Annotated in this window: 22 protein-coding genes; 7 read left to right on the top strand and 15 right to left on the bottom strand. The window is 72.8% G+C overall.

Annotated features, from left to right (window positions below; translation table 11 throughout):
• Positions 1-15 precede the first annotated feature (15 nt).
• Positions 16-780 carry an SDR family oxidoreductase gene (locus tag ACIQ6Y_RS27895; RefSeq protein ID WP_404042778.1) on the bottom strand — a complete coding sequence of 255 codons (765 nt, stop codon included), beginning with the start codon at positions 778-780 and terminating at the stop codon, positions 16-18.
• A gap of 202 nt (positions 781-982) precedes the next feature.
• On the opposite strand from ACIQ6Y_RS27895, the gene ACIQ6Y_RS27890 reads away from it, so the two are divergent.
• On the top strand, positions 983-2242 hold the full coding sequence (locus ACIQ6Y_RS27890) for an exo-beta-N-acetylmuramidase NamZ domain-containing protein (protein ID WP_404042777.1): 1260 nt from the start codon (positions 983-985) through the stop codon (positions 2240-2242).
• Between the two features lie 390 nt (positions 2243-2632).
• On the opposite strand, the gene ACIQ6Y_RS27885 is transcribed toward ACIQ6Y_RS27890, so the two are convergent.
• The gene (locus tag ACIQ6Y_RS27885; RefSeq protein WP_404042776.1) at positions 2633-5419 is read right to left on the bottom strand and encodes a penicillin acylase family protein; all 2787 of its coding nucleotides are present in this window, start codon (positions 5417-5419) and stop codon (positions 2633-2635) included.
• A gap of 268 nt (positions 5420-5687) precedes the next feature.
• Between ACIQ6Y_RS27885 and ACIQ6Y_RS27880 the strand changes: the two genes are divergently transcribed.
• Positions 5688-6290 carry a hypothetical protein gene (locus ACIQ6Y_RS27880; RefSeq protein ID WP_404042775.1) on the top strand — a complete coding sequence of 201 codons (603 nt, stop codon included), beginning with the start codon at positions 5688-5690 and terminating at the stop codon, positions 6288-6290.
• Positions 6291-6626: 336 nt separating this feature from the next.
• Here ACIQ6Y_RS27880 and ACIQ6Y_RS27875 read toward each other — a convergent pair whose 3' ends face one another.
• Together ACIQ6Y_RS27875 and soxR are read right to left on the bottom strand one after the other, a co-directional pair.
• Positions 6627-7361, bottom strand: a complete 735-nt coding sequence (locus tag ACIQ6Y_RS27875; protein WP_404042774.1) for a hypothetical protein — start codon at positions 7359-7361, stop codon at positions 6627-6629.
• Between the two features lie 179 nt (positions 7362-7540).
• On the bottom strand, positions 7541-8062 hold the full coding sequence (soxR, locus tag ACIQ6Y_RS27870; protein ID WP_404042773.1) for a redox-sensitive transcriptional activator SoxR: 522 nt from the start codon (positions 8060-8062) through the stop codon (positions 7541-7543).
• Positions 8063-8193: 131 nt separating this feature from the next.
• Between soxR and ACIQ6Y_RS27865 the strand changes: the two genes are divergently transcribed.
• Positions 8194-8655, top strand: coding sequence for a MaoC family dehydratase (locus ACIQ6Y_RS27865; RefSeq protein WP_404042772.1), 462 nt, complete (start codon positions 8194-8196; stop codon positions 8653-8655).
• Between the two features lie 291 nt (positions 8656-8946).
• On the opposite strand, the gene ACIQ6Y_RS27860 is transcribed toward ACIQ6Y_RS27865, so the two are convergent.
• The 3 genes from ACIQ6Y_RS27860 to ACIQ6Y_RS27850 all read right to left on the bottom strand — a co-directional run bounded on the left by ACIQ6Y_RS27860 (position 8947) and on the right by ACIQ6Y_RS27850 (position 11135).
• Positions 8947-9573, bottom strand: a complete 627-nt coding sequence (locus ACIQ6Y_RS27860) for a TetR/AcrR family transcriptional regulator (RefSeq protein ID WP_404042771.1) — start codon at positions 9571-9573, stop codon at positions 8947-8949.
• Positions 9574-9667: 94 nt separating this feature from the next.
• Positions 9668-9913, bottom strand: a complete 246-nt coding sequence (locus ACIQ6Y_RS27855; RefSeq protein WP_404042770.1) for a YiaA/YiaB family inner membrane protein — start codon at positions 9911-9913, stop codon at positions 9668-9670.
• A 70-nt stretch (positions 9914-9983) separates the two neighbouring features.
• A complete protein-coding gene (locus ACIQ6Y_RS27850) occupies positions 9984-11135 on the bottom strand; it encodes an acyl-CoA dehydrogenase family protein (protein ID WP_404043370.1) in 1152 nt (383 codons plus the stop codon).
• A gap of 90 nt (positions 11136-11225) precedes the next feature.
• Between ACIQ6Y_RS27850 and ACIQ6Y_RS27845 the strand changes: the two genes are divergently transcribed.
• Genes ACIQ6Y_RS27845 through ACIQ6Y_RS27835 form a run of 3 tightly spaced genes read left to right on the top strand, consistent with a single transcriptional unit; the run spans position 11226 to position 13541 of the window.
• On the top strand, positions 11226-11867 hold the full coding sequence (locus ACIQ6Y_RS27845) for a TetR/AcrR family transcriptional regulator (RefSeq protein WP_404042769.1): 642 nt from the start codon (positions 11226-11228) through the stop codon (positions 11865-11867).
• Between the two features lie 43 nt (positions 11868-11910).
• Entirely contained in the window at positions 11911-12621 is a 711-nt protein-coding gene (locus ACIQ6Y_RS27840) for an ArsR/SmtB family transcription factor (RefSeq protein ID WP_404042768.1), read from the top strand.
• A complete protein-coding gene (locus tag ACIQ6Y_RS27835) occupies positions 12618-13541 on the top strand; it encodes a DMT family transporter (protein WP_404042767.1) in 924 nt (307 codons plus the stop codon). The genes ACIQ6Y_RS27840 and ACIQ6Y_RS27835 overlap by 4 nt, the downstream gene beginning before the upstream one ends.
• Positions 13542-13631: 90 nt before the next feature.
• Here the strand turns inward: ACIQ6Y_RS27835 and ACIQ6Y_RS27830 are convergent, their stop codons facing one another.
• From ACIQ6Y_RS27830 to ACIQ6Y_RS27815, 4 genes are all read right to left on the bottom strand, one after another.
• On the bottom strand, positions 13632-14714 hold the full coding sequence (locus ACIQ6Y_RS27830) for a Zn-dependent alcohol dehydrogenase (RefSeq protein WP_404042766.1): 1083 nt from the start codon (positions 14712-14714) through the stop codon (positions 13632-13634).
• Between the two features lie 14 nt (positions 14715-14728).
• Positions 14729-16117: an aldehyde dehydrogenase family protein gene (locus ACIQ6Y_RS27825; RefSeq protein WP_404042765.1), complete on the bottom strand. Its 1389-nt coding sequence runs from the start codon at positions 16115-16117 to the stop codon at positions 14729-14731.
• Positions 16118-16296: 179 nt separating this feature from the next.
• Positions 16297-17676 (bottom strand): ABC transporter ATP-binding protein, encoded by a 1380-nt coding sequence (locus ACIQ6Y_RS27820; RefSeq protein ID WP_404042764.1) that lies wholly within the window; start codon positions 17674-17676, stop codon positions 16297-16299.
• A gap of 180 nt (positions 17677-17856) precedes the next feature.
• The gene (locus ACIQ6Y_RS27815) at positions 17857-18360 is read right to left on the bottom strand and encodes a class F sortase (RefSeq protein ID WP_404042763.1); all 504 of its coding nucleotides are present in this window, start codon (positions 18358-18360) and stop codon (positions 17857-17859) included.
• Positions 18361-19363: 1003 nt separating this feature from the next.
• Between ACIQ6Y_RS27815 and ACIQ6Y_RS27810 the strand changes: the two genes are divergently transcribed.
• Positions 19364-19492, top strand: coding sequence for a hypothetical protein (locus tag ACIQ6Y_RS27810; RefSeq protein ID WP_404042762.1), 129 nt, complete (start codon positions 19364-19366; stop codon positions 19490-19492).
• A gap of 33 nt (positions 19493-19525) precedes the next feature.
• On the opposite strand, the gene ACIQ6Y_RS27805 is transcribed toward ACIQ6Y_RS27810, so the two are convergent.
• The 4 genes from ACIQ6Y_RS27805 to ACIQ6Y_RS27790 all read right to left on the bottom strand — a co-directional run bounded on the left by ACIQ6Y_RS27805 (position 19526) and on the right by ACIQ6Y_RS27790 (position 25290).
• Positions 19526-20149 (bottom strand): hypothetical protein, encoded by a 624-nt coding sequence (locus ACIQ6Y_RS27805; protein WP_404043369.1) that lies wholly within the window; start codon positions 20147-20149, stop codon positions 19526-19528.
• Between the two features lie 111 nt (positions 20150-20260).
• A complete protein-coding gene (locus ACIQ6Y_RS27800) occupies positions 20261-21499 on the bottom strand; it encodes an MFS transporter (protein ID WP_404042761.1) in 1239 nt (412 codons plus the stop codon).
• Positions 21500-21523: 24 nt separating this feature from the next.
• Positions 21524-22948 (bottom strand): CitMHS family transporter, encoded by a 1425-nt coding sequence (locus ACIQ6Y_RS27795; RefSeq protein ID WP_404042760.1) that lies wholly within the window; start codon positions 22946-22948, stop codon positions 21524-21526.
• Between the two features lie 104 nt (positions 22949-23052).
• Positions 23053-25290, bottom strand: coding sequence for a molybdopterin oxidoreductase family protein (locus ACIQ6Y_RS27790; protein ID WP_404042759.1), 2238 nt, complete (start codon positions 25288-25290; stop codon positions 23053-23055).
• Between the last annotated feature and the right edge of the window lie 76 nt (positions 25291-25366).

Genomic DNA, 25366 nt, shown 5'->3' with positions numbered 1-25366 from the left:
CTTCCCACGGACCGCTCAGGAGCCGGACTCCCATGCGCGCTGGACCTTGTTCATCCCGCCCAGCCAGCGGTCCGGGTCAGCGGCCCGGGCCTGGTAGTAACCCGCCGCCTCGGGGTGCGGCAGGATCAGGAAGCGGTTGTCCGCCATGCCCTTGAACAGGGCCTCGGCCACGTCGTCCGGTTCGATCGCGGTCGGCACGAGCACCAGGTCGCCGGCGCTGCCGGTGGCGTCGAGCATGTCGGTGCGCACGCCCTGGGGGCAGATGGCGTGGACCTTCAGACCTCGGTGGCGGTAGGTCAGCGAGAGCCACTCGGCGAAGGCGTAGGCGCCGTGCTTGGTGACGCTGTAGGGGGCGGCGCCGATCATGGTGAGGAGGCCCGCGGCGGAGACGGTGGAGACGAAACGGCCCTCGCCGCGCTCGAGCCAGTCCGGGAGCAGGGCGCGGGCCGCGCGGACGTGGGCCATGACGTTGACGTCCCAGGCGAGCGCCCAGACGTCCTCGCCGGCGGCCTCGGAACCGCCCGAGCCGACTCCGGCGTTGGCGCAGTAGACGTCGACGGTGCCGCCGAGCGCGTCGCGGGCGTCCTCGACGATCGCGGAGGCGTCGCCGGGCACCGCGATGCCGCCGATCTCCGCGGCGACGGCCCCGGCCTTGGCGGCGTCGAGGTCGTTGACGACGACCCGGGCACCCTCGGCGGCGAAGCGGCGGGCGAGCGCGGCACCGATGCCTCCTCCCGCCCCGGTGACGACCACTCGGGCATCCTGTACGGCTTCCACCATCGGTCTCCTTATGCACACGGCGTCGACATGGCGACCCCCGACTGCGGCACGCGGCTCTGCGCAGCGACAGACTAACCAGTCGGTATGTCGTGGCGAAAGGGTGGCTTCCGAGGGACGCCTGCGGTCGGCCTCGTTCCCCGCGGCCCGGGCCCGCGCTAGCGTGCGTGGGCATGACACCCGCTGGGATCACGGAGGTCGCCGCATGAAGCCGTCCCGACGAAGCCTGCTCGCCACGACGGCCGCCCTCGCGGCGACGACCACCCCGGCTGCGGCGACGACCACCCCCGCCGCGACGGCTCCGCCCGGCGGCGGACGGCGGCTGCGGACCGGGTTCGAGCGGCTGGCCGCGGACGGCTACGCCCTGCTGGACGGGCAGAAGGTCGGCGTCGTCACCAACCCGACCGGGATCACCCGAGACGCCCGCCACATCGTCGACGTCATGCACGCCGACACGCGCGTGAACGTCACGGCCGTCTTCGGCCCCGAGCACGGCTTCCGCGGCACCGCCCAGGCCGGCGGCTCCGAGGGCCGCTACGACGACCCCGCGACCGGGCTGCCGGTCTACGACACCTACCTCAAGAGCGGACAGCCGCTGGCCGACGTCTTCACCGCCTCCGGCGTGGACACGGTCGTCTTCGACATCCAGGACGTGGGCGCGCGCTTCTACACGTACATCTGGACGCTCTACGACTGCATGGACGCGGCCCGGCTCGCGGGGAAACGGTTCGTCGTGCTGGACCGGCCCAATCCGGTGAGCGGGCGGTCCGCCGAAGGGCCCGTGCTGCACAAGGAGTTCGCGACGTTCGTCGGACGGCAGCCGATCTCGCAGGCGCACGGGATGACGGTGGCGGAGCTGGCGCTGCTGTTCAACGGCGAGTTCCTGACCGCCCCCGTGCCGCTGGAGACGGTGCGGACGACCGGCTGGCGGCGCACGGAGTTCCACGACGACTCCGGGCTGCCCTGGGTGCCGCCGAGCCCCAACATGCCGACGCCCGACACCGCGCTGGTGTACTCGGGGACGTGCCTGTTCGAGGGCACCAACCTCTCCGAGGGGCGCGGCACGACCCGGCCGTTCGAACTGCTCGGCGCGGAGGGCCTGGACGGGCGCTGGGCCGCCGCCGCGAACGAACTCGCCCTGCCGGGCGTGCGGTTCCGGGAGGCGTACTTCGCGCCCACCTTCTCCAAGTTCCAGGGCAGGACCGTCGGCGGCGTGCAGATCCACGTCCACGACCGGGCGGCCTACGACCCCGTCCGCACCGGGATCGCGCTGCTGGTGACCGCCAAGCGGGCCTGGAGCGGCTTCGCCTGGCGCGCCGACAACTGGATCGACAAGCTCACCGGGTCCACCTGGGTGCGCACCGCGATCGACTCGGGCGCGGGCGTCGACGACGTCGTGGCGGGCTGGCAGGAGGAACTCGCGGCGTTCCGGCGGGTGCGGCAGGAGTATCTGCTGTACCGCTGACGTGACGTATGGCCATGCGGCCCCGTTGGCAGGACGATGCGCGACACCGCGCGCGTCGGCCTGGACGACGGGGGGTGTCGTGGATGCTGTGGCGCGCCACGCCTGATCACTCACGCGGCACGCGGCCAGGCGCGGGCTGCACCCGATGACCCGGGCGGGACGTGACGGGGCCGGCGGGCCTCACCCCGATCACCCGCGCAGCACGTGGCCAGGCGCGTCGCATCCGATGACCCGCGCGGGCGTGGCCGGGGAGCGGGCCGCATCCGGCAACCCATGCAGCACGTGGCCGGCCGGCAGGCCACACCTGATCACCCACCCGGCACGCCGCCAAGCGGCGGGCCGCGGCCGGTGGCGGCCCGCCGTCGTGCGTTCAGGGGTGTTCGGGCGGGGTCAGCGATGGGACGTGAACTCGACGACCTGCTGGTACGTCGGGCGGTTCTGCCAGCCGGTCTTGCCGTGCCTGATGCCGCCGAGCGTGCGGTGGACGATTGCGTCGGCGCACCACTGGTCGCCGGCAGCGCACTGGTCGTCGCCGGGGTAGACCTGGGCCGCCGTACGGCCCGCCGCTTCCTTGAGGGTGGTCAGGAGCGCGTCCCGGCAGGCGCCGAGGCTGCCGCCGCCGCAGTACTCGTGTGCCAGGGGTCCCTTGACCGGCTTGTCCAGGACCGCGCGGATGTCCTTGTCGACATAGCTCCACCAGCCGTACTGGAAGGAGCTTCCCGCGTGGGCGCCGGTGGGCCCATGGGCGGCGGAGGGTGACTCGTCGACGGGCAGGTTGGCGGTCATGGCGGTGTACAGCTCGGCGCCCAGGCCGGGTGCGAACTCGGCCTTCACCAGCAGCGGCCACCAGGCGTCGAGGATGCGGATCGCGTCGGCGTGCGCGTACGTCTTCGAGCCCGCCGAGGTCTCCGTGCGCCGGCCGCCCGCCGACAGCCACGCCTGGAGCTTGGTGACGGCCGCGGCGGCCGCCGGGTCGGACACCGGCGTGCTCGTGATCACTTCGAGCAGACCGGGCAGGACGTCCTCGGCGCGCAGGTCGGTGAGTGCGGCCTCGGCCATCGCCTTCACCAGTGCGGTACGGGTCACCCCGCCCGCGGCGACCAGCCGCCGGACCCGGTCGTCGAGGAGGTCGCCGCGGTGCACGGAGCCCTCGCCCCAGGGCGCGGCCGCGTAGTCCTCGGCCTGCTTGTTGTTCCAGGAAATGTAGTAGTCCTGGTCGACCGAGTGGGGGTGGGCGGAGGCCGGGGTGTAGGTGGCGGTGTTGGCCGTCGGGTCCCAGCCCTGCCACTCGTAGGCCTGCCGCGCCCAGACGGGGAACTCGGCGTCCACGTCCGTGGCCCGCAGGGGGTTGTCGCCGCTGTTGTAGTACGCGGTGTGCTCGGAGTCGGCGTAGAACCAGTTGAACGTGTAGTTGATGTGCTGCACCGCGCTTTGGAACGAGGCGGGATCTTTCACGCGGTCCGGATCGTTCAGCATCTGGAAGCCGATGATGGAGTCGGCCTCGTGCAGGAAGGAGGTGCGCAGGGTGGTGTAGGCGACTTTCTTGCCGCCCACGGTCGCGCGGTACTCGACAGGGCCGTACTTCGTGCGCCAGACCCGCATGGTGTACGAACCGGCCGGGGTGCTGTCGGCGGTGGTGGGCTGCCAGGCGTTCTTGCGCTCGACCTTCTCCATCGGGGTGCAGGTACCGCGGTAGAGGTAGTGGTGGTCGTCCTGGCACAGCTCGACGGCGTAGGTGTCGATGATGTCCTGGCCCGAGGTGGTGGCGCTCCAGGCGTAGTCCTGGCCGCGGCCCAGTTCGACGTACATGCTCAGGCCCGCGAAGGAGGCGCCGCGGGCGCTCAGGCCCGGGCCCTGGATCTCCTGGAGCATCAGCAGCTGGGGTGCGAAGTAGCCGGTCTGGGGGCCGAACACGGCGATGGGGTGGCCGCTCGCGGTGTGCTCGCCGCTGACGACAAGGGCGTTGGACATGCCGCGCCGGGCCGAGCTGACGGCCTCCCGTGCGGCGGCCGTGGAGGCGTTCGCGGCGCTGCTGCCTGACGCGCTGCCGGTGCGGTCGTACACGAGCGGCTCGCGGACCACGGAGCCGGCGTCGGGCAGTGCGCGGCCCTGCGGGGTGGCGGGCCGGCCGGCGTAGGGGAAGCTGCCGTCGTGGACGGTGAGCACGGCCTCGGGGTCGTTGCGCATCCGGAACGACTCCCACACCTCGGTGCCCTCGGCGACGCCGTAGCGCTGCTGGGCGGCGAGCAGGGACAGGGCGTTGTTCACCTCGCCGCCGCCCCCCGAGCCGAACAGGGCGCCGATGACGGAGGCCAGGGCGACCATGTCGGTGGGCTTGAAGTGCTCGATGGTGCCGGCGTTGGTGACCGAGTCCTTGTGGCCGGTCAGGACGTACTCGCCGGGGAAGTAGCGGCCGCTGTCGGAGGCGTCGATATAGGCGTTGACGCCGTCGATGTAGGCGGTCACATCGGCCATGGCCTGCCGGCCGCGCTCGCCGTTGCGGGCGACGGCGTTGTCGATCTGGGCCTGGAGTTCGGCCTCGGTGTAGGGCGCATTGCGCCAGAACTCCTGCTCCAGGCCCTGGTTGGCGGGGGCGCCGCCGGCGAAGGAGGTCAACTGGCCGCGTCCGACGTGCCGGAAGACGTCCATCAGCCAAAGCCGGTCCTCGGCGGCCGCGTACCCGGCGCCGAACTCGGTGCCGTAGCGGGTGGTGCCGGTGATGTGCGGGACGCCGGTCTTCTTGTCGCGGACGATCGTGACGTCGGTGCGTCCGGCGGGGCGGACGGTGGAGGCGACCTGGTCGGCGGGGACGCCGAAGGAGGCGTCGTTGAAGAAGGTGCTGAGGGTCGCCTCGGTGAGGGCGGGGTAGCCGGTGGCGAGCTTCGCGTAGGGGCCGAGCTGGTCGGAGGCGTGCGCGGGCATGCTGCCGAAGGCCTGGTTGAGCAGGATCTGGGCGAGGGTGGCGTTGCCGTTCTGGCCGGGCGGCAGGATGTCCGAGCAGTGTCCGCCGCAGTGGTCGGCGACGGCGGCCTGAGCCGTGGGGGCGGCGGCCGCCGGGGCGAGCGGAGACAAAAGACCGGCAATGAGCGTGCATACGGATGCCGTCTTCAGGAACCCGGGGAGGGCGCCGGGAGTTCTCATTCTGTCGAGCAGGTTGCGTGGGGTGAGCCGTGGCATGGCTGCTCCTACCGACGGGACGGGGGCCGGACGTTACCGGCGGTATCCCCGGGTTCGAAGATGAACATGCGTCAGATTTACGAGCCGGGTGGAGCCGGACGGGGGTCGTGATTGCGACAAGGCGGAGTCGGAGCGGGTTTCGAAGGGAGCCGAACGGGGTGTGCACACGTCTATTCGGAGACGTTCGTACGACGGCCCGTACGGCGGCCCGTACGACGACGCCGAAGTGACCGAAGTACAGGTGCAGGTGTGACGGAGGTGCAGGGCGATGGCCGGATTCCGGAGTCTCGCGAGACAGGTGCGCGATCCGCGGTGCGATCTGGCGCTACGGCGCTACTCGCTGCGTAAGTGCCTTGAGCGGTTCGCACCCTACGGACACAGGGCGACCTGGAACCATCTGTGCCTCCGGGCCGGTTTCGGTCCGGAGGACAGGTCCCCCGACCCGGCGCGGCTCGTGGCCGCGCTGGAAGAGCTGGAGGAGGCGCGGTCGGTGTGGCTGGCCTATGAGGTCGACTTCGCCGAGCGCCGTAAGAAGGAGAAGCACGACGGGCTGCGCCGGCCGGGCAGCGTGGACGACTGGCACCGGCTGACCTGGGGCGGTTTCGGTGTCGCCTGGTGCGACGCCCCGCGCGTCCACCCGCGCGAGCCGCTCGCCGAGGTGCTCCGGCGGCTGATCGCCGCGCTGGAGCGCGAGCCGGGGGTCTCGTGCCCGGTGTGCGACGGCGAGCGACTGGTGTGGAAGGACGGCCTGTCCCACGAGCCGTCCTCGGGTCCGGTCTGCGTGGAGTGCGGCATCCTCGTCCCTCGCCCCGTGCTGACGCCGGAGGCGCTGGCCGGCGCGATGCGGGGACGCCTGCTGGTGTCGGCCTGACCCAGCCGGGCCGACCGAGGCCGGGCACGGCTACGGGGGCAACGGGGGCGGGCCCGCGTGGCGCGACCGGGGGTCGAGAGCACGGTCACCGCGACCACGGGGTGGCGACGGGGGAGCTGAGGGTGCGGCCAAGGGCCTACGGGGGGTGCCCGGGCTCAGGCGGTTGCTCCTTCGACTGAGGGGTGCTGGCGCGGTCACGTCGCGGGGACTTGGGCACGGTCGCCGCGGCTACGGGGGCGATGGATGAGCTGAGGGTGCGGCCAAAGGCCCACGGGGGGCGCCCGCGCTCAGACCGTCGCTCGGGCGGTCGCTCAACCGGCCGAGGGGCGTTCGTGCTCAGTCCGGGACCGGGGCGGTCTCCCAGTACGGGTGGGCCCAGCGCTCGTCGTACGGCAGGACGAGTAGTTCGGCGCGGATGGCGAGGTCGGGCTCGCTCTGGGCGCGCAGGCGGGCGGCGCCGGGGCCGGACAGCCAGGCACGCAGATCGGTGAGACCGCGCTCGGCGGTGTCGTCGTACCACCAGGAGAAGGGGGAGCAGTCGGAGAGGAGTTCGTAGAGCCAGAGGGCGGCGCAGCGCGCCAAGTGCGCGTCGGGGACCGGGCCGTGGGGCCAGGGGTCCAGGAAGGGCGTGACGGTGCGGGCGATCGTGACGCAGGTGTCGAAGACGTCCTCGATGCCGTACGGCGGTTCGGGCGTGGTCACGGAGTCCTGCCACCAGGCGTGCAGGAACGCGTCCACGGCGGCCACCTGCTCGGCCGGCCAGAAGCGCCACCGCACGCGGGTCATTCCGTGAGCACCCAGGGCGAGGACGGAGAGACTGCCCTCGGCCATCGCCCGTGCGCCCTGCGGAAGAAGTCTGCGCATCGCCGTCGCGTGGTCGTCGAAGTGGTCGGGCACCTCGAAGAGGAACATGCCCAGCGAGTCCAGGGGCAGCGGCACGGAGGGCGTGCGCAGGTACGCGATCTCGGTCTCGCCGTGGCAGTAGCCGCAGCCGCTCTCCTGGGGGTTGGCGAAGCCGTGGAAGACCGCATCGATGTCGGCGAGGGCCCTGGCGAGGGCGGCTGAGGTCATCGGGGTTCGTCCCGTCAGGACTCCGTGCGCGACCCGGGGCCGGCCGAAGATCGCGACGCTACCAGCCGGTCGGGTGCGTCGCCAGCGGTGGGGCCTCCGGGGCTCAGCCCATGGCTACCCGAGAGGCGCGCCCCGCCGCGGTCGATGCCGGGCGGGGCGATTCCGGGCGAGCCGGGCTCCTAGCAGCACTGGTCCTGCTGTGCGGTCGTGCGCGCCGGCTCGGAGCGGCGGGGGCGGGGGCCGCCGGGGCGTTCGGTCATCAGGCGGGAGCCGGTGAGGCGGTCGCCGAAGGCGTCGTCGGGGTTGGACAGGGCGCAGGTGTCCAGGGAGAGACAGCCGCAGCCGATGCAGTCGGTGAGGTGGTCGCGCAGCCGGTTGAGCTGCGTGATCCGCTCGTCCAGCTCGGAGCGCCAGGCCTCGGACAGCCGCGCCCAGTCCTCGCGGGTGGGGGTGCGTTCCTCGGGGAGTTCGGCGAGGGCGTCCCTGATCGTGGCCAGCGGGATGCCGACCCGCTGGGCGGCCCGGACGAAGGCGACGCGGCGCAGCGCGTCACGGGTGTAACGGCGTTGGTTGCCCGCGGTGCGGCGGCTGCTGATCAGGCCCTTGGACTCGTAGAAGTGCAGGGCGGAGACGGCGGCGCCGCTGCGCGCGGCGAGCTGGCCGACCGTGAGCTCGTGGATCTTCTCGGGAATCTGGGGCACCCCTCGAACCCTATCGAACCCTACAGAGCCCAGGACGCGGACAGTCCGTTGACAGGGGGCCTCGGCGCTAGCATGCTAAGCAGTTGCTTAGACATGGTGACCGTGTGATGCACAGGGAAGGCCGGGACGACATGGCAGAGCCGAGGATCTTCACGTCCGTCGAGGAGCTCAAGGCGGCGGTGGGCGAACAGCTCGGGTACACCGACTGGGTCGAGATCGACCAGAAGCGGATCGATCAGTTCGCCGAGGCCACCGGTGACCACCAGTGGATCCACGTCGATCCGGAGAAGGCCGCCGCGGGCCCGTTCGGCACGACCATCGCGCACGGCTACCTCACGCTGTCGCTGCTGCCGCTGTTCGGGCCGCAGCTGATCGGCGTCGAGGGCGTGAAGATGGGCGTCAACTACGGCACCAACAAGGTCCGTTTCCCCGCGCCCGTGCCCGTGGGCTCCCGGCTGCGCGCCACCGCGACGATCAGCGGTGTCGAGGACGTCGCGGGCGGCGTGCAGGTGACCACCGCCTTCGTCGTGGAGCGCGAGGGCGGCGACAAGCCGGTGTGCGTGGCCGAGTCGGTGGCCCGCTACTACCTCTGAGCCGAGGGGGCCGGGCGGACTGCCCTGGGCCCGACCGGGCGGACCACCTCCGACCCGGTCGAGCCGAGCGGACCACCTCCGGCCCCCGCCGCTACCTCCGAGCCGAGAGGGCCGGGCGGACTGCTTTCGGCCCGACCGGGCCGAGCGGACCACCTCCGGCCCCCCGCTACTACCTCCGAGCCGAGGGGGCCAGGCGGACTGCTTTCGGCTCGGCCGGGCGGACCACCTCCGACCCGGGCACGGCCGGACCCAACCGGGCGGACCACCTCCCGCCCCACCGAGCCAGGCGGCTCACTTGCCCGCGCCCACCATCCGCAGCACGAGGTCGGCATACAGCGCGCCGACCTCGTCCGGGGTGCGCGGGCCGTCCACGTTGAACCAGCGGGCCACGTCGATGCAGAGGGAGAGCACGGCGAGGGTGGTGCCGTGGACGTCGAGCACGTCGAACTCGCCGGACTCCACACCGTCCTGGATGATGCCGCGCACCTCGCCGTCGACCTGGCGGCGCAGGGCGAGGATCTCGGCGCGGGCGTCGGGGCCGAGCGAGTCCAGTTCGTACTGCACGACCCGGGCGGTCGTACGGCCGCCCGCGTGCCAGCGGACGAAGGAGCTGACGGCGTCGGCGAGCCGCTCGGTGGCGCTGCCCTCACGGGCGGACGCCGTACGCAGGATCTCCAGGGCCTTCTCGTGGCCGATCCGGCTGATCCGGTGGAGCAGCTCTTCCTTGGTCTTGTAGTGGATGTAGAGCGCGGCCGGGCTCATGCCCGCGCGGCCGGCGATGTCGCGGGTGGTCGTGGCGTGATAACCGCGCTCGGCGAAGGCCTCCACCGCGGCCACGAGCAGTCGCCGGGCCGCGTCGGGCGTGACCTCGTCCCACGCCTGCGGCTCGCCGCCGGTCGTCTCCTCCGCCGTACTCATCGCTGGTTCGCCCCTCTCGCTGACAGGGACACCACCATACCCCTGTGGGTGAGCGGGCGCTTAGAGCAGCCGGTCGACGCTGCGCCGAACGGATTCAGAGCCGCTCGAGCGGATGGTAGGAGCGTCGCTCGGCATCCTGCCGGTCCCGGATCACCTTGGCCAGGGTGAAGGCGGAGGTGACGAGGTACAGCACGGCGATCGCCAGGAAGGCCCGCACCCAGGCGTCGGCCTCCAGCTTGAAGATGCCGACGGCGGTGGCGGCCATGGCGACGGCGAAGGAGGCGACGGCCTGGCCGTAGAAGGCGGCTGTGTTCTGCGGCTTGTCCGCTGTGTCACTCATGGGCACGAGCATCGGCCACCCTGACCCGCGCCACATCCGCTCAGCTACTCAGCCCGGTACTCAGAACGCCTCAGAACGCCGAAACCCCCGTCAGCGCACGGCCGATGAGCAGCTTCTGGATCTGGCTGGTGCCTTCGTAGAGGGTCATCACCCGTGCGTCGCGCAGGAGTTTGCCGGCCGGGTACTCGTCGATGTAGCCGTAGCCGCCGAAGACCTGCAGGGCGTTGTTGGCCGCGCGCACGGCGGCCTCGGAGGCGAACAGCTTGGCCTTGGAGGACTCCACGGCGAAGGGCTGCCCCCGGTCGATCAGGTCGGCGACCCGCCAGGTCAGCAGCCGGGCCGCGTCGACATCGAGGGCGATGTCGCTGATCAGCTCCTGCACCAGCTGATGCCGGGCGATGGGCTTGCCGAACTGCTCGCGCTCCTGGGCGTAGCGCACGGCCGCGTCCAGGGCGGCCTGGGCGATGCCGACGCAGCCGGCCGCCACCGACATCCGGCCCTTGGCGAGCGCCGACATGGCGACGGAGAAGCCCTTGCCCTCCTCGCCGAGCATCGCGGAGGCGGGCACGCGGACGTCCTCAAGGACGATTTCGGCGGTGGCCTGGCCGCGCAGACCGAGCTTGCCGTGGATCGTACGGCGGGTCAGGCCGGGGGTGTCGGTGGGGACGAGGAAGGCGGTCACGCCCTTGTGGCCGGGGGCGTCGGTGGAGCGGGCGAACAGCACGACGACGTCGGCCCAGGTGCCGTTGGTGATGAACATCTTGGTGCCGTTGATGACGTAGTCGTCGCCGTCGCGGACCGCGCGGGTGGTGAGGTTGCCGGCGTCGGAGCCGGTGCCCGGTTCGGTGAGGCCGAAGCAGCCGACGTACTCGCCGGAGGTCAGCCCGGGCAGCCAGTGACGTTTCTGCTCCTCGGTCCCCCACGCGGCGATCGTCTTGGCAGCCAGGCCCAGGGAGACGGAGACGATGCCGCGCACGGAGGAGTCGCCGCGGCCCAGCTCCTCGGTGACCAGGCAGTACGCGAGGTGGTCGCCGCCGGAGCCGCCGTACTCCTCGTCGATGGTCAGGCCCAGGAAGCCGACCTCGCCGAGCTTCTTCACGATGCCGCGGTCGACCTCCTCGGCGCGGTCCCAGGCGACCACGTGCGGGGCGATCTCGCGCTCCACGAAGTCCCGGGCCAGCTGCCTGACGGCGGTCTGCTCCTCGCTGAGCGCCAGGTTCACCACGCGATCACCCCACAGAGAAAGGACCTTGAAAGCTGCACATTTAAATTAGCACCGCTAGTTTCCTGGTGCAGCCCTACTATGTGCGCCATGGCCCGACCGCGCAAGCCCCTGCTGAGCACCGACCGCATCGTCGACGCGGCGCGGGAACTCGTCGACACGGAGGGCCTGGCGGCCGTCTCCACGCGTCGGCTGGCCGGGGAGCTGGGGGTGAGCGGGCCCTCGCTCTACAACCACTTCAGGACCAAGGACGAGATCCTGGAGGCCGTCGCCGACTCGGTGAGCGCCCAGGTCGACCTGTCGATGTTCGACGACGGCCGGAACTGGCGGACCGCGCTGCACGACTGGGCCGTCTCCTACCGGGCCGCCCTGCGCGACCATCCCAACATCGTCCCGGTCCTCGCCCGCGGCCCCGGCCGCCGCCCGGCCGCGCTGCGGCTCGCCGACGCGGTCTACGGCGCGATGGTCGAGGCGGGCTGGCCGCCGCCGCAGGCCACCTCCATCGGGGCGCTGATGCGGTACTTCATCATGGGCTCCGCGCTCGGCTCCTTCGCGGGCGGCTTCGTGGACGACGAGAGCGCCTACGACCCCGCCGACTACCCCCACCTCGGGCAGGCCCATCTGCTCTCCGAGCTCCAGGAGAAGATCGACGAGCGGGCTTTCGAGACGGGACTGACCGCGCTGCTCGACGGGCTGGAGCGGCAGTACGAGCAGGTGGCGGGGGCCGTCTGATATTTCGGTGGGGGCCGAAGCGTTCCTGTCGCATGCTGGGCCCATGAGCATGAAAGATCCGCAGGCGGCCGGGCTCGCCGCGTTCGCCGCGCTGATCGCCGACGAGACCCGGGCCGCGTGTCTGCTGGCGCTGCTGGACGGGCGGGCCTGGACGGCGGGCGAGCTGGCTCGGCATGCGGGCGTCGCCGCGTCCACGGTGAGTGAGCATCTGGGCAAGCTGGTCGCCGGCGGGCTGCTGACGGAGGAGCGGCAGGGGCGGCATCGGTATGTACGGCTGGCCTCGACCGAGGTCGCGCAGCTGGTGGAGGATCTCGCCGCTCGGGTGGGCGCCGGGGCGCAGGCACGGCCCCGTGGTCTGCGGGAGGCCGGCGCAGGCTCGGCCATGGCGCGCGGCCGTACCTGCTACGACCACTTCGCCGGGCGGCTCGGCATCGCGCTCACCGACGCGTTCACCTCCCGTGGACTGCTGCGCCAGGACGCCGGGTTCGCGCTCACCGACGCCGGGCTCGCGTGGTTCGACGCGGCCGGCATCGCCCTGGACCGGGGCGGGCGGCGGCCGCTGGCGCGGGGGTGCCTCGACTGGACCGAGCGCCGGCCCCACCTCGCCGGGGTGGCCGGGGCGGCACTGTGCCGGCACGCGCTGGCGGCGGGGTGGTGCGTGCGGATCGGGTCCGCGCGCGCCGTGAAAGTGACCGACGAGGGTGAGCGGGCGTTCTGCGACCTGCTCGGAGTGGAAAGCGGGATTCTTCGGTGAAGCGACTGCGTCGCAGCGAACTTCTGGCGGCCGCGGCCGCGTGTGTCACCGTCGTGCTGTGGGCGTCGGCCTTCGTGTCCATCCGCAGTGCGGGGGCGGCCTACTCCCCCGGCGCGCTCGCGCTGGGGCGGCTGCTCTCCGGGGTGCTCGTCCTCGGCGTCCTGTGGGCCGTACGGCGGGAGGGGCTGCCGCCCCGGAGTGCCTGGCGGGGCATCGCCCTGTCCGGGGTGCTGTGGTTCGGGTTCTACATGGTCGCCCTCAACTGGGCCGAGCAGCAGGTGGACGCCGGGACGGCCGCGCTGGTGGTGAACATCGGGCCGATCCTCATCGCCCTGCTGGCCTCCAGGGTGCTCGGGGACGCGATGCCGCCGCGGCTGGTGGCGGGGATGGCGGTGTCGTTCGCCGGGGCGGTGGCCGTCGGTCTTTCGATGTCGGGGAGCGGTGGGTCCTCGGTCCTCGGGGTGGTGCTGTGTCTGCTCGCCGCGGTCGGGTACGCGGCCGGCGTGGTCGCGCAGAAGCCGGCGCTGGGGCGGGCGAGCGCGCTGCAGGTGACGACGTTCGGGTGTGCCGTCGGGGCGGTGATGTGCCTGCCGTTCGCGGGGCAGCTGGTGCGGGAGGCGGGCGAGGCGCCGCTGCGGGCCACCCTCAACATGGTCTATCTGGGCGTGTTCCCGACCGCGCTCGCCTTCACCACCTGGGCCTACGCCCTCGCCCGGACGAGCGCCGGACGGATGGGGGCGACCACGTACGCGGTGCCCGCGCTGGTCGTCGTGATGTCGTGGGCGGCGCTCGGCGAGGTGCCGGGGACGCTCACGCTTGCGGGCGGTGCACTGTGTCTGGCGGGCGTGGCGGTGTCGCGCTCCCGGCCCCGGGCCGCGGCGCCGGAGCCTCGGCCCCAGGGCGCCGACGCCTCGGTGTGACCAAGGGTCCCGGGTGCCCGGTGTGACGGGTCCCGGGATACGCCCGACACCCCGGCGTCGTTACGAGGCCGGGGTGCGGGGCGTCGGGGATCAGAAGACGACCAGGGCGCGGCCGCCCTTGCCCGCGAGCATGTTGTCGAAGGCCGCCGGGATGCCGTCGAGGGTGATCCGCTCGGTCACCAGCGACGACAGGTCCAGGCGCCCCTCGCGGACGTGCTCGGCGAGGACCGGGAGGTCGCGGGCCGGGTCGGTGTTGCCGTAGACGCAGCCGGAGAGGGTGCGGCCCCAGTGGAAGATCTCCAGGGCGTTGAAGGTGACCTGCTGGTCCTTGCCGCCGATGCCGACGACGGTGGTGCGGCCGCCGCGGCGGGTGGACTCCCAGGCGGCGCGGATGGTGACCGCGCGGCCGACGCACTCGACGGCCACGTCCACGCCCTGCTTGGCGGTGAGGGCGCGGACGGCGCGGGGGGTGTCCTCGGAGGCGACGACGTAGTCGGTGGCGCCCGCGGCGCGGGCCAGTTCCTCCTTGGCCGGGGACACGTCGACCGCGATGATCTTCGACGCGCCTGCGATCCGGGCGGCCTGGAGGGCGGCCAGGCCCACTCCCCCGACGCCGAAGACCGCGACCGTCTCGCCCTCGCGCACCTGGGCGGAGTGGCGGACCGCGCCGTAGCCGGTGAGGACCGCGCAGCCGAGGAGGGCCGCGTCGGTGAGCGGGATGCCGGCGGGTGCGGGCAGGGCGCAGGCGGCGCGGACGACGGTCTCCTCGGCGAACGCGGCGACGTTCAGGCCGGGGTGCAGGTCGGTGCCGTCGGCGGTGCGGGCGTAGACGTCGGCGACGCCGCCCAGGGCGTTGGCGCACAGCCAGACCTCGCCGAGCGTGCAGGCGTGGCAGGCGCCGCAGGACGGGGCCCAGTTGAGGACGACGCCGTCGCCGGGGGCGACATGGGTGACGCCCTCGCCGACGGCGACGACCGTGCCGGCACCCTCGTGGCCGAGGACGGCCGGGACGGGGACGCGCATGGTGCCGTTGGTCAGGGACAGGTCGGAGTGACAGACACCGGCGGCGGCGAGGCGGACACGGACCTGGCCGGGACCGGGGTCCGGGAGGTCGATGTCGGTGATCTCCAGCGGAGCACCGACGGCGGGCAGTACGGCGGCACGGACGGCCATGACGGGCAACTCTCCTAGAACTGCAGTGACTTGGTCTGGAGGTACTCGGCGAGGCCATGTGCGCCGAGCTCACGGCCGACGCCGGACTGCTTGTAGCCGCCGAAGGGGGCGAGCGGGTTGAAGCGGCCGCCGTTGATGTCGACCTGGCCGGTGTCCATGCGGCGGGCGAAGGCGACCGCCTCGGCCTCGTCACCGGCCCAGACGGCGCCGGCCAGGCCGTAGATCGTGCCGTTGGCGATGCGCAGGGCGTCCGCCTCGTCCTCGTAGCGGATGATCGACAGGACCGGGCCGAAGATCTCCTCCTGGGCGATGGTCATGTCCTCGGTGACGTCCGCGAAGACGGTCGGGCTGACGAAGAAGCCCTGCTCGCGCGGGGGTTCGGAGCCGCCCGCGACCAGGCGCGCGCCCTCGGCGACGCCCTTGTCGATGTAACCGCGCACCCGCTCCTGCTGCTTGGCGTTGACGAGCGGGCCGATGCGGTCGCCGTACTTGGCGGCGGCGGCCGCGGCCAGCTCGACGGCCTCCTCGTAGCGGGAGGTGTGGACGAGCATGCGGGTCCAGGCGCTGCACGTCTGGCCGGAGTTGGCCATGACGTTGGCGACGCCGACGCTGACGGCCTTGGCGAGGTCGGCGCTGGGCAGGATCACGTTGGCGGACTTGCCGCCCAGCTCCAGGGCGACCCGCTTCACGGCGCCGCCCGCGAGGGCGCCGATGCGCCGGCCGACGGCCGTGGAGCCGGTGAAGGAGACCAGGTCGACGTCCGGGTGCTCGGCGAGGGCCTGGCCGGCGACCGGGCCGAGGCCGGTGACGAGGTTGAACACGCCCGCGGGGACGCCTGCTTCATGGACGGCCTCGGCGAAGAGCTGGGCGGTCAGCGGGGTGTCCTCGGCGGGCTTGAGGACGACCGTGCAGCCGGCCGCGAGGGCGGGGGCGACCTTGGCGACGATCTGGTGCAGCGGGTAGTTCCAGGGCGTGATCGCGGCGACCACACCGACCGGCTCCTGGAAGACGGTGGAGTTGCCGACCTTCTCCTCGAAGGCGTACGTCGCCGCCAGTTCGGCGTAGGAGCTGGCGACGGCGATCGGGGCGCCGACGTGGACGTTCTGCGAGAAGGCGAGCGGCGAGCCCAGTTCGGCGGTGATGGTCTCGGCGATCTCGTCCTTGCGGGCGATCAGTATGTCCCGCAGCGCGGCGAGCCGTTCGGCGCGGGCGGCCGGGGGCGTGGCCGCCCAGCCGCGCAGGGCCGCGCGGGCCGCCCGTACGGCGGCGTCCACGTCCTCGGCGTCTCCCGCGGGAACCCGGGCGACGACCTGCTCGTCCGCCGGGTTCACCACGTCGATCACGCCCTGGCCCGCGGCGGGGCGCCAGGCGCCGTCGATGTACATGCCGTCCTGGGCCTTCATCGGCCTACCTCCCGAGATCGCGGCGACATCCGGGAAGCCAAACTAGCGGCGATAGTTTTCCCGCGCCAGAGGCATCCGGCGGTGAGGCCACGCCCGCGCCGGAGGCATCCCGGCGAGAGGCTACGCCACCTGGGGCGCCGCGCCGATGTGAGATGGGCCCGGTCGGCCGCGAGTCCGCCTCACTCCTCCAGGCCCGCCAGACGGGCCGGGGCCGGGCAGATGCGCTCGCCGTCCTGGTCGAAGACGAACAGGTGGGCCAGGTCGACCAGGAGCGGCACCTGCATGCCGTACCGCAGGTGAAGGTCGGGGGTGGTGCGGACGATGAGGTCGCCGGGGATGCGGCCCTGGGGAGCCGCGAAGGGCTCGCCGGACTCGGGCCGCCGGTGCGCGGGCTCGTCCAGCACCACGACCGGGCCCGCCCGCAGCGCGCCCGCCCGCTCCCGGAGCCGGTCCACGACCGTGCCGCCCTCGCGGCGCAGCCGGTCCACCACCGTGGCGCCCTCGCGGCGGCGCCGGGTACGGCGGACCGGGCGCGGGGCCTCCAGGTCCGGTACGACGGCGGGGCTGGAGCCGGTGTTGACGTGCACGAGCACCTCGTGGCCCTGGAACTCCACATGCTCGACCAGGCCGACCAGCGGCACCTCGCCGGGCCGGGCGGCCGAGGCCTCGGCGAAGCGGAGGGCCTCCGAGCGCAGGCCCACGATGACCTCGCGGCCCTGCTGCACGCGCAGCATCTGGTGGTCCAGGGACAGGGGTTCGGGCAGCCGCAGGTACTGCTTGCCGAGGCTGATGGTCATCGCCCCGCCGATCGGGGCCCGCACCAGGCCGCGCAGGAGGTTGATGCGGGGCGTGCCGATGAAGGCGGCGACGAACACGTTGCGGGGCAGGGCGTAGACCTCGCGGGGCGTCCCCACCTGCTGCAGGACGCCGCCGCGCATCACGGCGACCCGGTCGCCGAGCGACATGGCCTCGGCCTGGTCGTGGGTGACGTAGATGGTGGTGGCGCCCAGCTCCCGGGTGAGCCGGGCGATCTCCGCGCGCAGGTGGTTGCGGAGCTTGGCGTCCAGGTTGGACAGCGGCTCGTCCATCAGGAAGGCGGAGGGGTGACGGGCGACCGCGCGGCCCATGGCGACCCGTTGCCGTTCGCCGCCCGAGAGCTGGCGGGGGAAGCGGTCGAGGAGGTCCTCGATGCCCAGCATGCGGGCGGTGGCGTCCACGCGCGGGCGGTGGTCCGCGCCGGGGGACTCGATACGCAGCGGGAAGCCGATGTTGTCGCGGCTGGTCATGTTCGGGTACAGCGCGAAGTTCTGGAAGACCATCGCCATGTCCCGGCCGGCCGGCGGCAGATCGTTGGCCTGCTCGCCGTCCAGCAGCAGGCGCCCCTCGTCGATCTCCTCCAGACCGGCGATCATGCGCAGGACCGTCGACTTGCCGCAGCCGGAGGGGCCGAGCAGGACGAGGAACTCGCCGGAGGCGATGTCCAGTGTCAGCCGGTCCACCACACGGGTGCCCTTGGTGTAGCTCTTGCTGACGTCGTGCAGGGAGATGGCGCGTGTCATGAGGGGTGCCCCCGGGGGCTCATTCGGGCGCTGGTGCTCCGCGGTCGGACGCCCCGTGCGGGTCGTACGGGGCCTGTGGGTCCCGGAAGTTAACGGAACCGGCGCGGCCGGGGGAAGAGATCGGGCAGGATCGGACGCGATGGTCCACCAGGTGAGAAAGCGGACGTCCGAATTCAGCATTCAGCGCCGGGCGGCGGCGGCGCGCGGCCCGCGGGTCTCGACGAGGTGGGCGAAGACGACGACATTGCCCGAGTAGCCGTTCCTGCGGTCGTAGTTGCCGCCGCAGGTGATCAGCCGCAGTTCGGGGCGGCCCCGGGCGCCGTACACCTCCCGGTTGGGGAACCGGTCCTTCTCGTACGACCGGATGGCGTCGACCGAGTAGACGGCGGTACGGCCGTCGGCGCGCTTCACCTCGATCAGGCGGCCGCGCTTCAGTTCGGTGAGGCCGGCGAAGACCGCGGGGCCGGTGTCGGTGTCGAGGTGGCCGACGGCCACGGCGGTGCCCTGCTCCCCGGGGGACGGGCCGTCCGCGTACCAGCCGACCAGGTTGGCCTCGTCCTCGGGCGGCGCGGGCAGCTGCCGCCGGCTGTCCAGGTGGAGGCTCATGACCGGGGCGTCCACGCCGATGTAGTCGATGGTGAGGCGGGTCGCGCGGGAGCGCGGCAGGGGGCGCAGCGTGGGCACGGCAGGCGAGGCCTTCCGCGGCCGCGAGGGGCGCGGGGACGGCTTCGGGTCCTGCTGCGCCGAGCGGTGCGGGTTGGGGTTGCGGGCGTCGCGCGTGTGCGGGTTTCCGGTGGTGCGCGTGTGCGGGTTTTCCGTGTCGCGCGTGTGCGGGTTTCCGGTGGTGCGGGCATGCGGGTTTCCGGCACCATGCGTATTCGGCTTACCGGCACCACGCGCATCCGGCTTTCCGACACCACACGGATCGGGCTTCCGGGGGTCATGCGTGTCCGACGTCAGGGCGCCACGCGGGTCCGACTTCCGGGCGGCACGCGGGTCCAGCTTCCCGGCGCCACGCGCATCGGCCTTGCGGGCACCGCGCGTGTCCGACGTCAGGGCGCCACGCGGGTCCGGCTTCCCGGCACCACGCACATCGGCCTTCCGGCCGGCACGCGCATCAGCCTTCCGGGCGGCACGCGGGTCCGACATCCCGGCACCACGCACATCGGCCTTCCGGCCGGCACGCGCATCAGCCTTCCGGGCGGCACGCGGGTCCGGCTTCCCGGCACCACGCACATCGGCCTTCCCGACACCACGCGCATCAGCCTTCCGGGCACCACGCGCGTCCGACGCCAGGGCGCCACGCGCAGCCGACTTCCCGACACCACGCGCATCGGCCTTCCGGGCACCACGTGCATCCGGCGCCAGGGCGCCACGCGCATCAGCCTTCCCTGCGCCACGCGCGTCCGACTTCCCGACGCAACGCGCATCCAGCCTCCGTGCGCCGCGCGCATCGCGCTTCCCGGTGCCCCGTGCGTCGCGGGTTCCGGCGCCACGCGCATCCCGCTTTCCGGCGCCCGGTGCACCTCGTGCACCCCGCTCCCCGGCCCCCCTCTCCCGCTCACCCCCGCGGTGCGGGTCCCGCTTCCCGGCCTCGCGTGCGTGCGGGGTCCGGCGGTCCCGGGCCTGGTCCTCGGGGTCCCGGGCGCCGTCGCGCGGTGCCCCGCGTGCGTCGGTGCGGTCGCCGGTGGCGGACAGGGCCGGGGAGCCCGGCTGGGCGGTGTCGACCGCCCCGCCGGGCTCCTCGCCCTGGGCCCACCAGACGCCGCCCGCCACCAGCGAGACGGTCATCACGACCGTCCTCGTCAGGCGGTAGGCGCGCGTCCGGTACCAGGGCCTGCGGATGCGCCTACGCGCCATGCGGGCGACGACGGAGCCGGAACCACATCACCCCGCCGACCGCGGCGAGGCCCACGGTGGCGGCACCGGCGACCGGAGCGAAGGCGGCGTCACGGGCGAGCCCGCCACCGCCAGCGGGCGGACCGCCGTGCGGCGGGACGCCGGGGCCGGTCGGGGGCGCGGTGGGCTTGGACACCGGGCACGAGACCTTGAACACCTTGAACTTGCCCGCTCCATTGCCCTCGCTGGTCGTCCAGGTGAGCTTGTACTGCCCGTTGGGCAGGCCGAGCGGGATGCTCTGGGCCATGCCGCTCGCGTCGATGGTGATCGTGTTGTCGGGGTAGACCGCGTTGGGCAGCTCCGCACCGCCCGGGATCGGAGGCTGGGTCTTGATGGTCCAGGTGACCCTCTCGCCCGGGTCGAAGTTGAAGGCCGCGAGGTAGAAGTCGCAGACCTTCGGCTCGTTGCGCTGGTCGACGAAGGGCGTGCCCACCGCGTGGATCTTGACGTCCCCGTTGTCGCCGGGCTGGGCGAAGGCGGGGATCGCTCCGGCGAGGCCGCTCCCGGCGAGGGTCAGGGCCGCGAGGGCGGCGGTGCGCGCTCGGGCGCGGCGTGGCAGACACGTGGTGGGCAGGGTGGGCATGCGAAATCCTCCGAGTCAGACTGATTGTCGTACGAATCACTCGTGTTCTGACTCTTTGTCACATATCCGCCGCGAAGAGCGGGACCCGCGCCCTACGCCCCGTCAGTTGTCGCTCTTCCGGCCCAAGGACGCCCCGGTCCGACGGGGTTCGGCGAACTCGCCGGAGGCCTCCTCGGCGGGCTTGGCCGGTGCGCGCAGGGCGACGCCCGAGGAGAGCAGCAGCAACACGCCGAGCATCACGAACGGCGCGGCCACCCCCGCGACCCCGGCGATCAGGCCCGCCGCGGCGGGCGCGGCGACCTGGCCGAGGCGGTTGCCGGTCAGGCGCAGGGCGAGGGCGGTGGAGCGGGCGCCGTCCGGAGCGGCCTGCACGACCGTCGTCATGGACAGCGGCTGGCCGACGCCGAGGCAGAAGCCCAGCGCGGCCAGCATCACGGCCAGCGCCCACACCGGCACCGGAAGGGCCACGCCCGCGCACAGCGCCGCCGCCAGCAGGCACGTCACCATCAGCAGCGCGCGACGGCCCAGCAGCCGCAGCAGGGGCGTCAGCACCAGCCGGCAGGCGATCGTGGCGGCCGCGCGCAGGCTGAGCAGCAGGCCGATCACCGAGGGGGCGATGCCCCGGTGCTCGCCGACCACCGGAAGGTAGGCGGTGAGGATGTCGGTCGCGGACAGCACGGAGAGGCTGATGAGGATGCCGGCCGGCACCCCCCTGGCGCGCAGGATGCGGTGCACGGGGACGCCTTGCCCGGCACCGGACTTGGGCGTCGTACGGCGGTGCTCGATGCGCCACAGCGAGGTGAACGCGGCGGCGCCGCCCGCACCCGCGACCAACAGCGCGAGCGCGCTGCTGCCCGCCATGTCGGGGCCGCCGATCAGCGCGCCGGCCGCGACCGGGCCGATCAGCTGGCCGAGGGAGGCGCCGATGGTGAAGTGGCCGAAGTTGCGGTCCTGTTCGTGCGGGGCGGACTGGCGGGCGACCAGCGACTGGGCGCCGATGACGAACGAGAGATGGCCGAGGCCCATCACCCCGCTCCACACCGCCATCGTCCACAGCGATCCGGCCAGGCCGCTGAGCGCGCAGCCGCCGGAGATCAGCACCACGCCGACCGGCAGCAGGGGCGCGCAGCGGCCGTGGTCGGTGCGGCGGCCCAGCGGGACGGCGGCGAACAGCGGCAGCAGGGCGTAGACGCCCGCGATCACACCGACCGCGGTCTCGTCCGCGCCCAGCGCCAGGGCCCGGTAGGACACGGCGGGCCGGGCCATCGACACCGCCCCCTGGGCGAAGCCGAAGGCGATGACGAGGCGGAGCAGCCAGCCGCGGTCCTTCCCGGGCCTCATGGTCGGATCCCTCCCCAGGATGTGTCAGACGATGCCGAAGAGCAGACCGGCGGCGAGGATCACCAGGCAGGTCACGGCCGCCCACTTGACCACGAACCGGGTGTGGTCGCCGAACTCGACCTTCGCCATGCCGACCAGGACGTACACGGCCGGGACGAGCGGGCTGGACATGTGCAGCGGCTGGCCGACCAGCGAGGCGCGGGCCATCTCCAGCGGGGTCACGCCGTGCGCCGCGCCCGCCTCGGCGAGGACCGGCAGGACACCGAAGTAGAAGCCGTCGTTGGACATGAAGTACGTCAGCGGCAGGCTCAGGAAGCCGGTGACAAGGGCCATGTGCGGGCCCATGCCGGCCGGGATGATGTCGACCAGCCACTTGGCCATGTGGTCGACCATGCCGGTGCCCTGCAGGACGCCGGTGAAGACGGCGGCGGCGAAGACCATGCCGGAGACGTTGAGGACGTTGTCGGCGTGGGCGGCCAGCCGGGCCTTCTGCTCGGGGATGCGCGGGAAGTTGACGGTGAGCGCGAGCGCGGCGCCGAGCAGGAACAGCACCGGGATCGGCAGCCACTCCATGATCATGGCGGTGAGCAGGGTGACCGTCAGCAGCGCGTTGAACCACAGCAGCTTGGGGCGCAGGGTGGGGCGGTTGGGGTCCAGGCCCTTGAAGTCGTCGTCATCGTCGGAGGCGTCGGCACCAAGGACGCCGGAGCCCGCGCCGCCGGTGCGTGCCTTGTCGGCAGCGCCCGAGCCCGCGCCCACCAGCACTGTCTCCTCCTCCAGCACCTCGTCCAGCGTCAGCACGCCGAGCCGCTTGCGCTCGCGCAGGCCGAGGACGTACGAGAGGACGATCACGAAGAGCAGGCCGACGGCGAGCGCCGGGATCATGGGCACGAAGATGTCGCTGGCGTCGACCTTCAGGGCGGTGGCCGCGCGGGCGGTGGGGCCGCCCCAGGGCAGGGTGTTCATCACGCCGTTGGCCATCGCGGCGACACCGGTCATCACGACCAGGCTCATCTTCAGGCGCTTGTACAGCGGGTACATCGCCGAGACGGTGATCATGAAGGTGGTGGAGCCGTCGCCGTCGAGCGAGACGATCGCCGCGAGCAGGGCCGTACCGACGACGATGCGCATCGGGTCGGCCTTCGCGAACTTGAGGATGGCCCGCACGATCGGGTCGAAGAGGCCGACGTCGATCATCACACCGAAGTAGACGATCGCGAACATGAGCATCGCGGCGGTGGGCGCGAGGCTGGAGACGCCGTCGATGACGTAGTCGCCCAGCTCGGCGCCCTTGCCGACGAACACGCAGAAGAGCGCTGGGATCAGCACGAGCGCCGCGATGGGCGACATCTTCTTCAGCATGATCAGGACCAGGAAGGTCGCGATCATGGCGAAGCCGAGGATGGTCAGCATGAGTGGATACCTAACGTTCGCCCTTGAACATCCCACCAGGGCCGGCGGTGCGAGCGACGTTAGGTGCCGTCGAGTGGCGTTAACAAGACGTTGACGTGCGAGCAATAAGCGCAAAACTGCTGGTCACAGCTTTGCGCTGCTCACAGGGACGCCGAGGCCGACACCTGAACCGGCACTCCGTTGAGGACGGCGTTGCCCGACAGCGGGTCCAGCAGGCGGCCGTCGAGGAGCTGGTTGACGTTGACGCCGGGGTCCTTCGCGGCGTGGCCGAGGCGGGTGCCGGGGCGGTCGTGGCCCCAGCCGTGCGGAAGGCTCACCACGCCCCGGCGCACGGCGTCGGTGACCTCGACGGGCACGGTCACCTCGCCCCCGGCGCCCTTGACGCGTACGGCCGTGCCGTCGCGGACGCCGAGCCGTTCGGCGTCCTCGGGGTGCAGGTGGAGGGTGCAGCGGTTGGTGCCTCCGGTGAGGGCGGGGACGTTGTGCATCCAGCTGTTGTTGGAGCGCAGATGGCGGCGGCCGACCAGGAGCAGGCCCGCGGGGCGTTCGGCCATGGCCTGCTTCAGACGGGGCAGGTCGGCGGCGATCGGGCCGGGCAGCAGCTCGACCTTGCCGCTGACGGTCTTCAGCGGCTGCGGCAGGCGCGGCCGGAGCGGGCCGAGGTCGATGCCGTGCGGGTGGTCGAGCAGCCTGGCCAGGGTCAGACCGTCCGGTCGTACGCCGAAGCCGTCGCCGTAGGGGCCGAGGCGGAGCATCAGGTCGAGCCGGCGCTCGGGGCCGGTGTCGCCGGTGAGCTGGGCGGCCAGCTCCTGCGGGTCACGGCCGTGGACGGGCGAGTGGGGCTCGCGGACCGCCTTGGCGAGGGTCTGGTCGATGACCATGGCGTCCACGGCGGCCGGGTCGGCGCCGTGCATGCCGGTCGCGGCGAGGGTCAGCCGGGCGAGGATCTCGGTCTCGGCCATGCGGCCGTCCTCCAGCGGGACGGCGGGGCGGGTGTAGCGGACCTGGTTGCGCACGGCGAGGGTGTTGAAGGCGAAGTCGTGGTGCGGGCTCTGGGCGGGCGGGGGCGGCGGCAGGACGACGTGGGCGTGCCGGGACGTCTCGTTGAGGTAGGGGTCGACGCTGACCATGAAGTCCAGGGAGTCCAGGGCCTTGTCGAGGCGGTCGCCGTCGGGCGCGGACAGCACCGGGTTGGCGGCGACGGCGATCAGGGCGCGGACCGGCTCGCCGTCCTCGGTCGCGGTGTCGATCTCCTCGGCGAGCGCGGACAGCGGCAACTCGCCCTTCGCCTCGGGGTGTCCGCTCACGCGGGAGTGCCAGCGGCCGAGCGCGAAGCCGCGGCCCGGTCCGGCGGGCCGGGGCGTCCTGTCCGTCGCGGCCTGCGGGAAGAGGGCGCCGCCGGGGCGGTCGAGGTTGCCGGTGAGGATGTTGAGGACGTCGACGAGCCAGCTGGCCAGGGTGCCGTGGGCGACGGTGCAGCTGCCGATGCGGGCGTAGACGGCGGCAGTGGGCGCGGCGGCGAGTTCGCGGGCGAGGGTGCGGATGACCGGGGCCTCGATGTCACAGGCCTCGGCGACCGCCTCGGGGGTGAAGTCGCGTACGGCGTCCCGGAGTTCGCCGAGGCCCTGCACATGCTGTTCGAGTGCGCCCAGGTCGGTGAGGTCTTCCTCGAAGAGGACGTAGGTCATCGCCGCGAGCAGCAGCGCGTCCGTGCCGGGCCGGATCGCGAGGTGCCGGTCGGCCAGCCTGGCCGTGCGGGTGGTGCGCGGGTCGACGACGGTGAAAGTGCCGCCGCGCGCCTTGAGGGCCTTGAGCTTGCCGGGGAAGTCGGGGGCGGTGCACAGACTGCCGTTGGACTCCAGGGGGTTGGCGCCGATCAGCAGGAGGTGGTCGGTGTGGTCCAGGTCGGGGACGGGGATGGCGTTCGCGTCGCCGAAGAGCAGGCCGCTGGAGACGTGCTTGGGCATCTGGTCGACCGTGGAGGCGGTGAACAGACTGCGGGTGCCGAGGGCGGCGAGCAGGACGGGCGGGTAGAGGGCGCCGGCCATGGTGTGGACGTTGGGGTTGCCGAGCACGACGCCGACCGCGTGCGGGCCGTGGCGTTCGACGACCGGGCGCAGTCCGGCGGCGACGGCGTCGAAGGCCTCCTCCCAGGTGGCCTCGACGAGTTCGCCGTCCTGGCGCACGAGCGGGCCGCGCAGCCGGTCGGGGTCGCCGTCCACGGCGCCGAAGGAGGCGCCCTTGGGGCAGATGAAGCCACGGCTGAAGACGTCCTCGCGGTCGCCCCGGGCCCCGGTGACCCGGGTTCCGTCGATCGTGAGGGTCAGCCCGCAGGTGGCCTCGCACAGGGGGCAGATTCGCAGGGCGGTGCGGGACACGGGTCCTCCCGGAAGGGTCGCGGCAGCGGTGGCGCACAGGCAGGACGCCGAGCATACCGACCGGTAGGCATGGAGG

It is taken from the genome of Streptomyces sp. NPDC096205 (assembly GCF_044763135.1).
Lineage (GTDB): Bacteria > Actinomycetota > Actinomycetes > Streptomycetales > Streptomycetaceae > Streptomyces.
The sequence above is the reverse complement of the archived record's forward strand: the minus strand, read 5'-3'. Positions and strand labels throughout refer to the sequence as shown.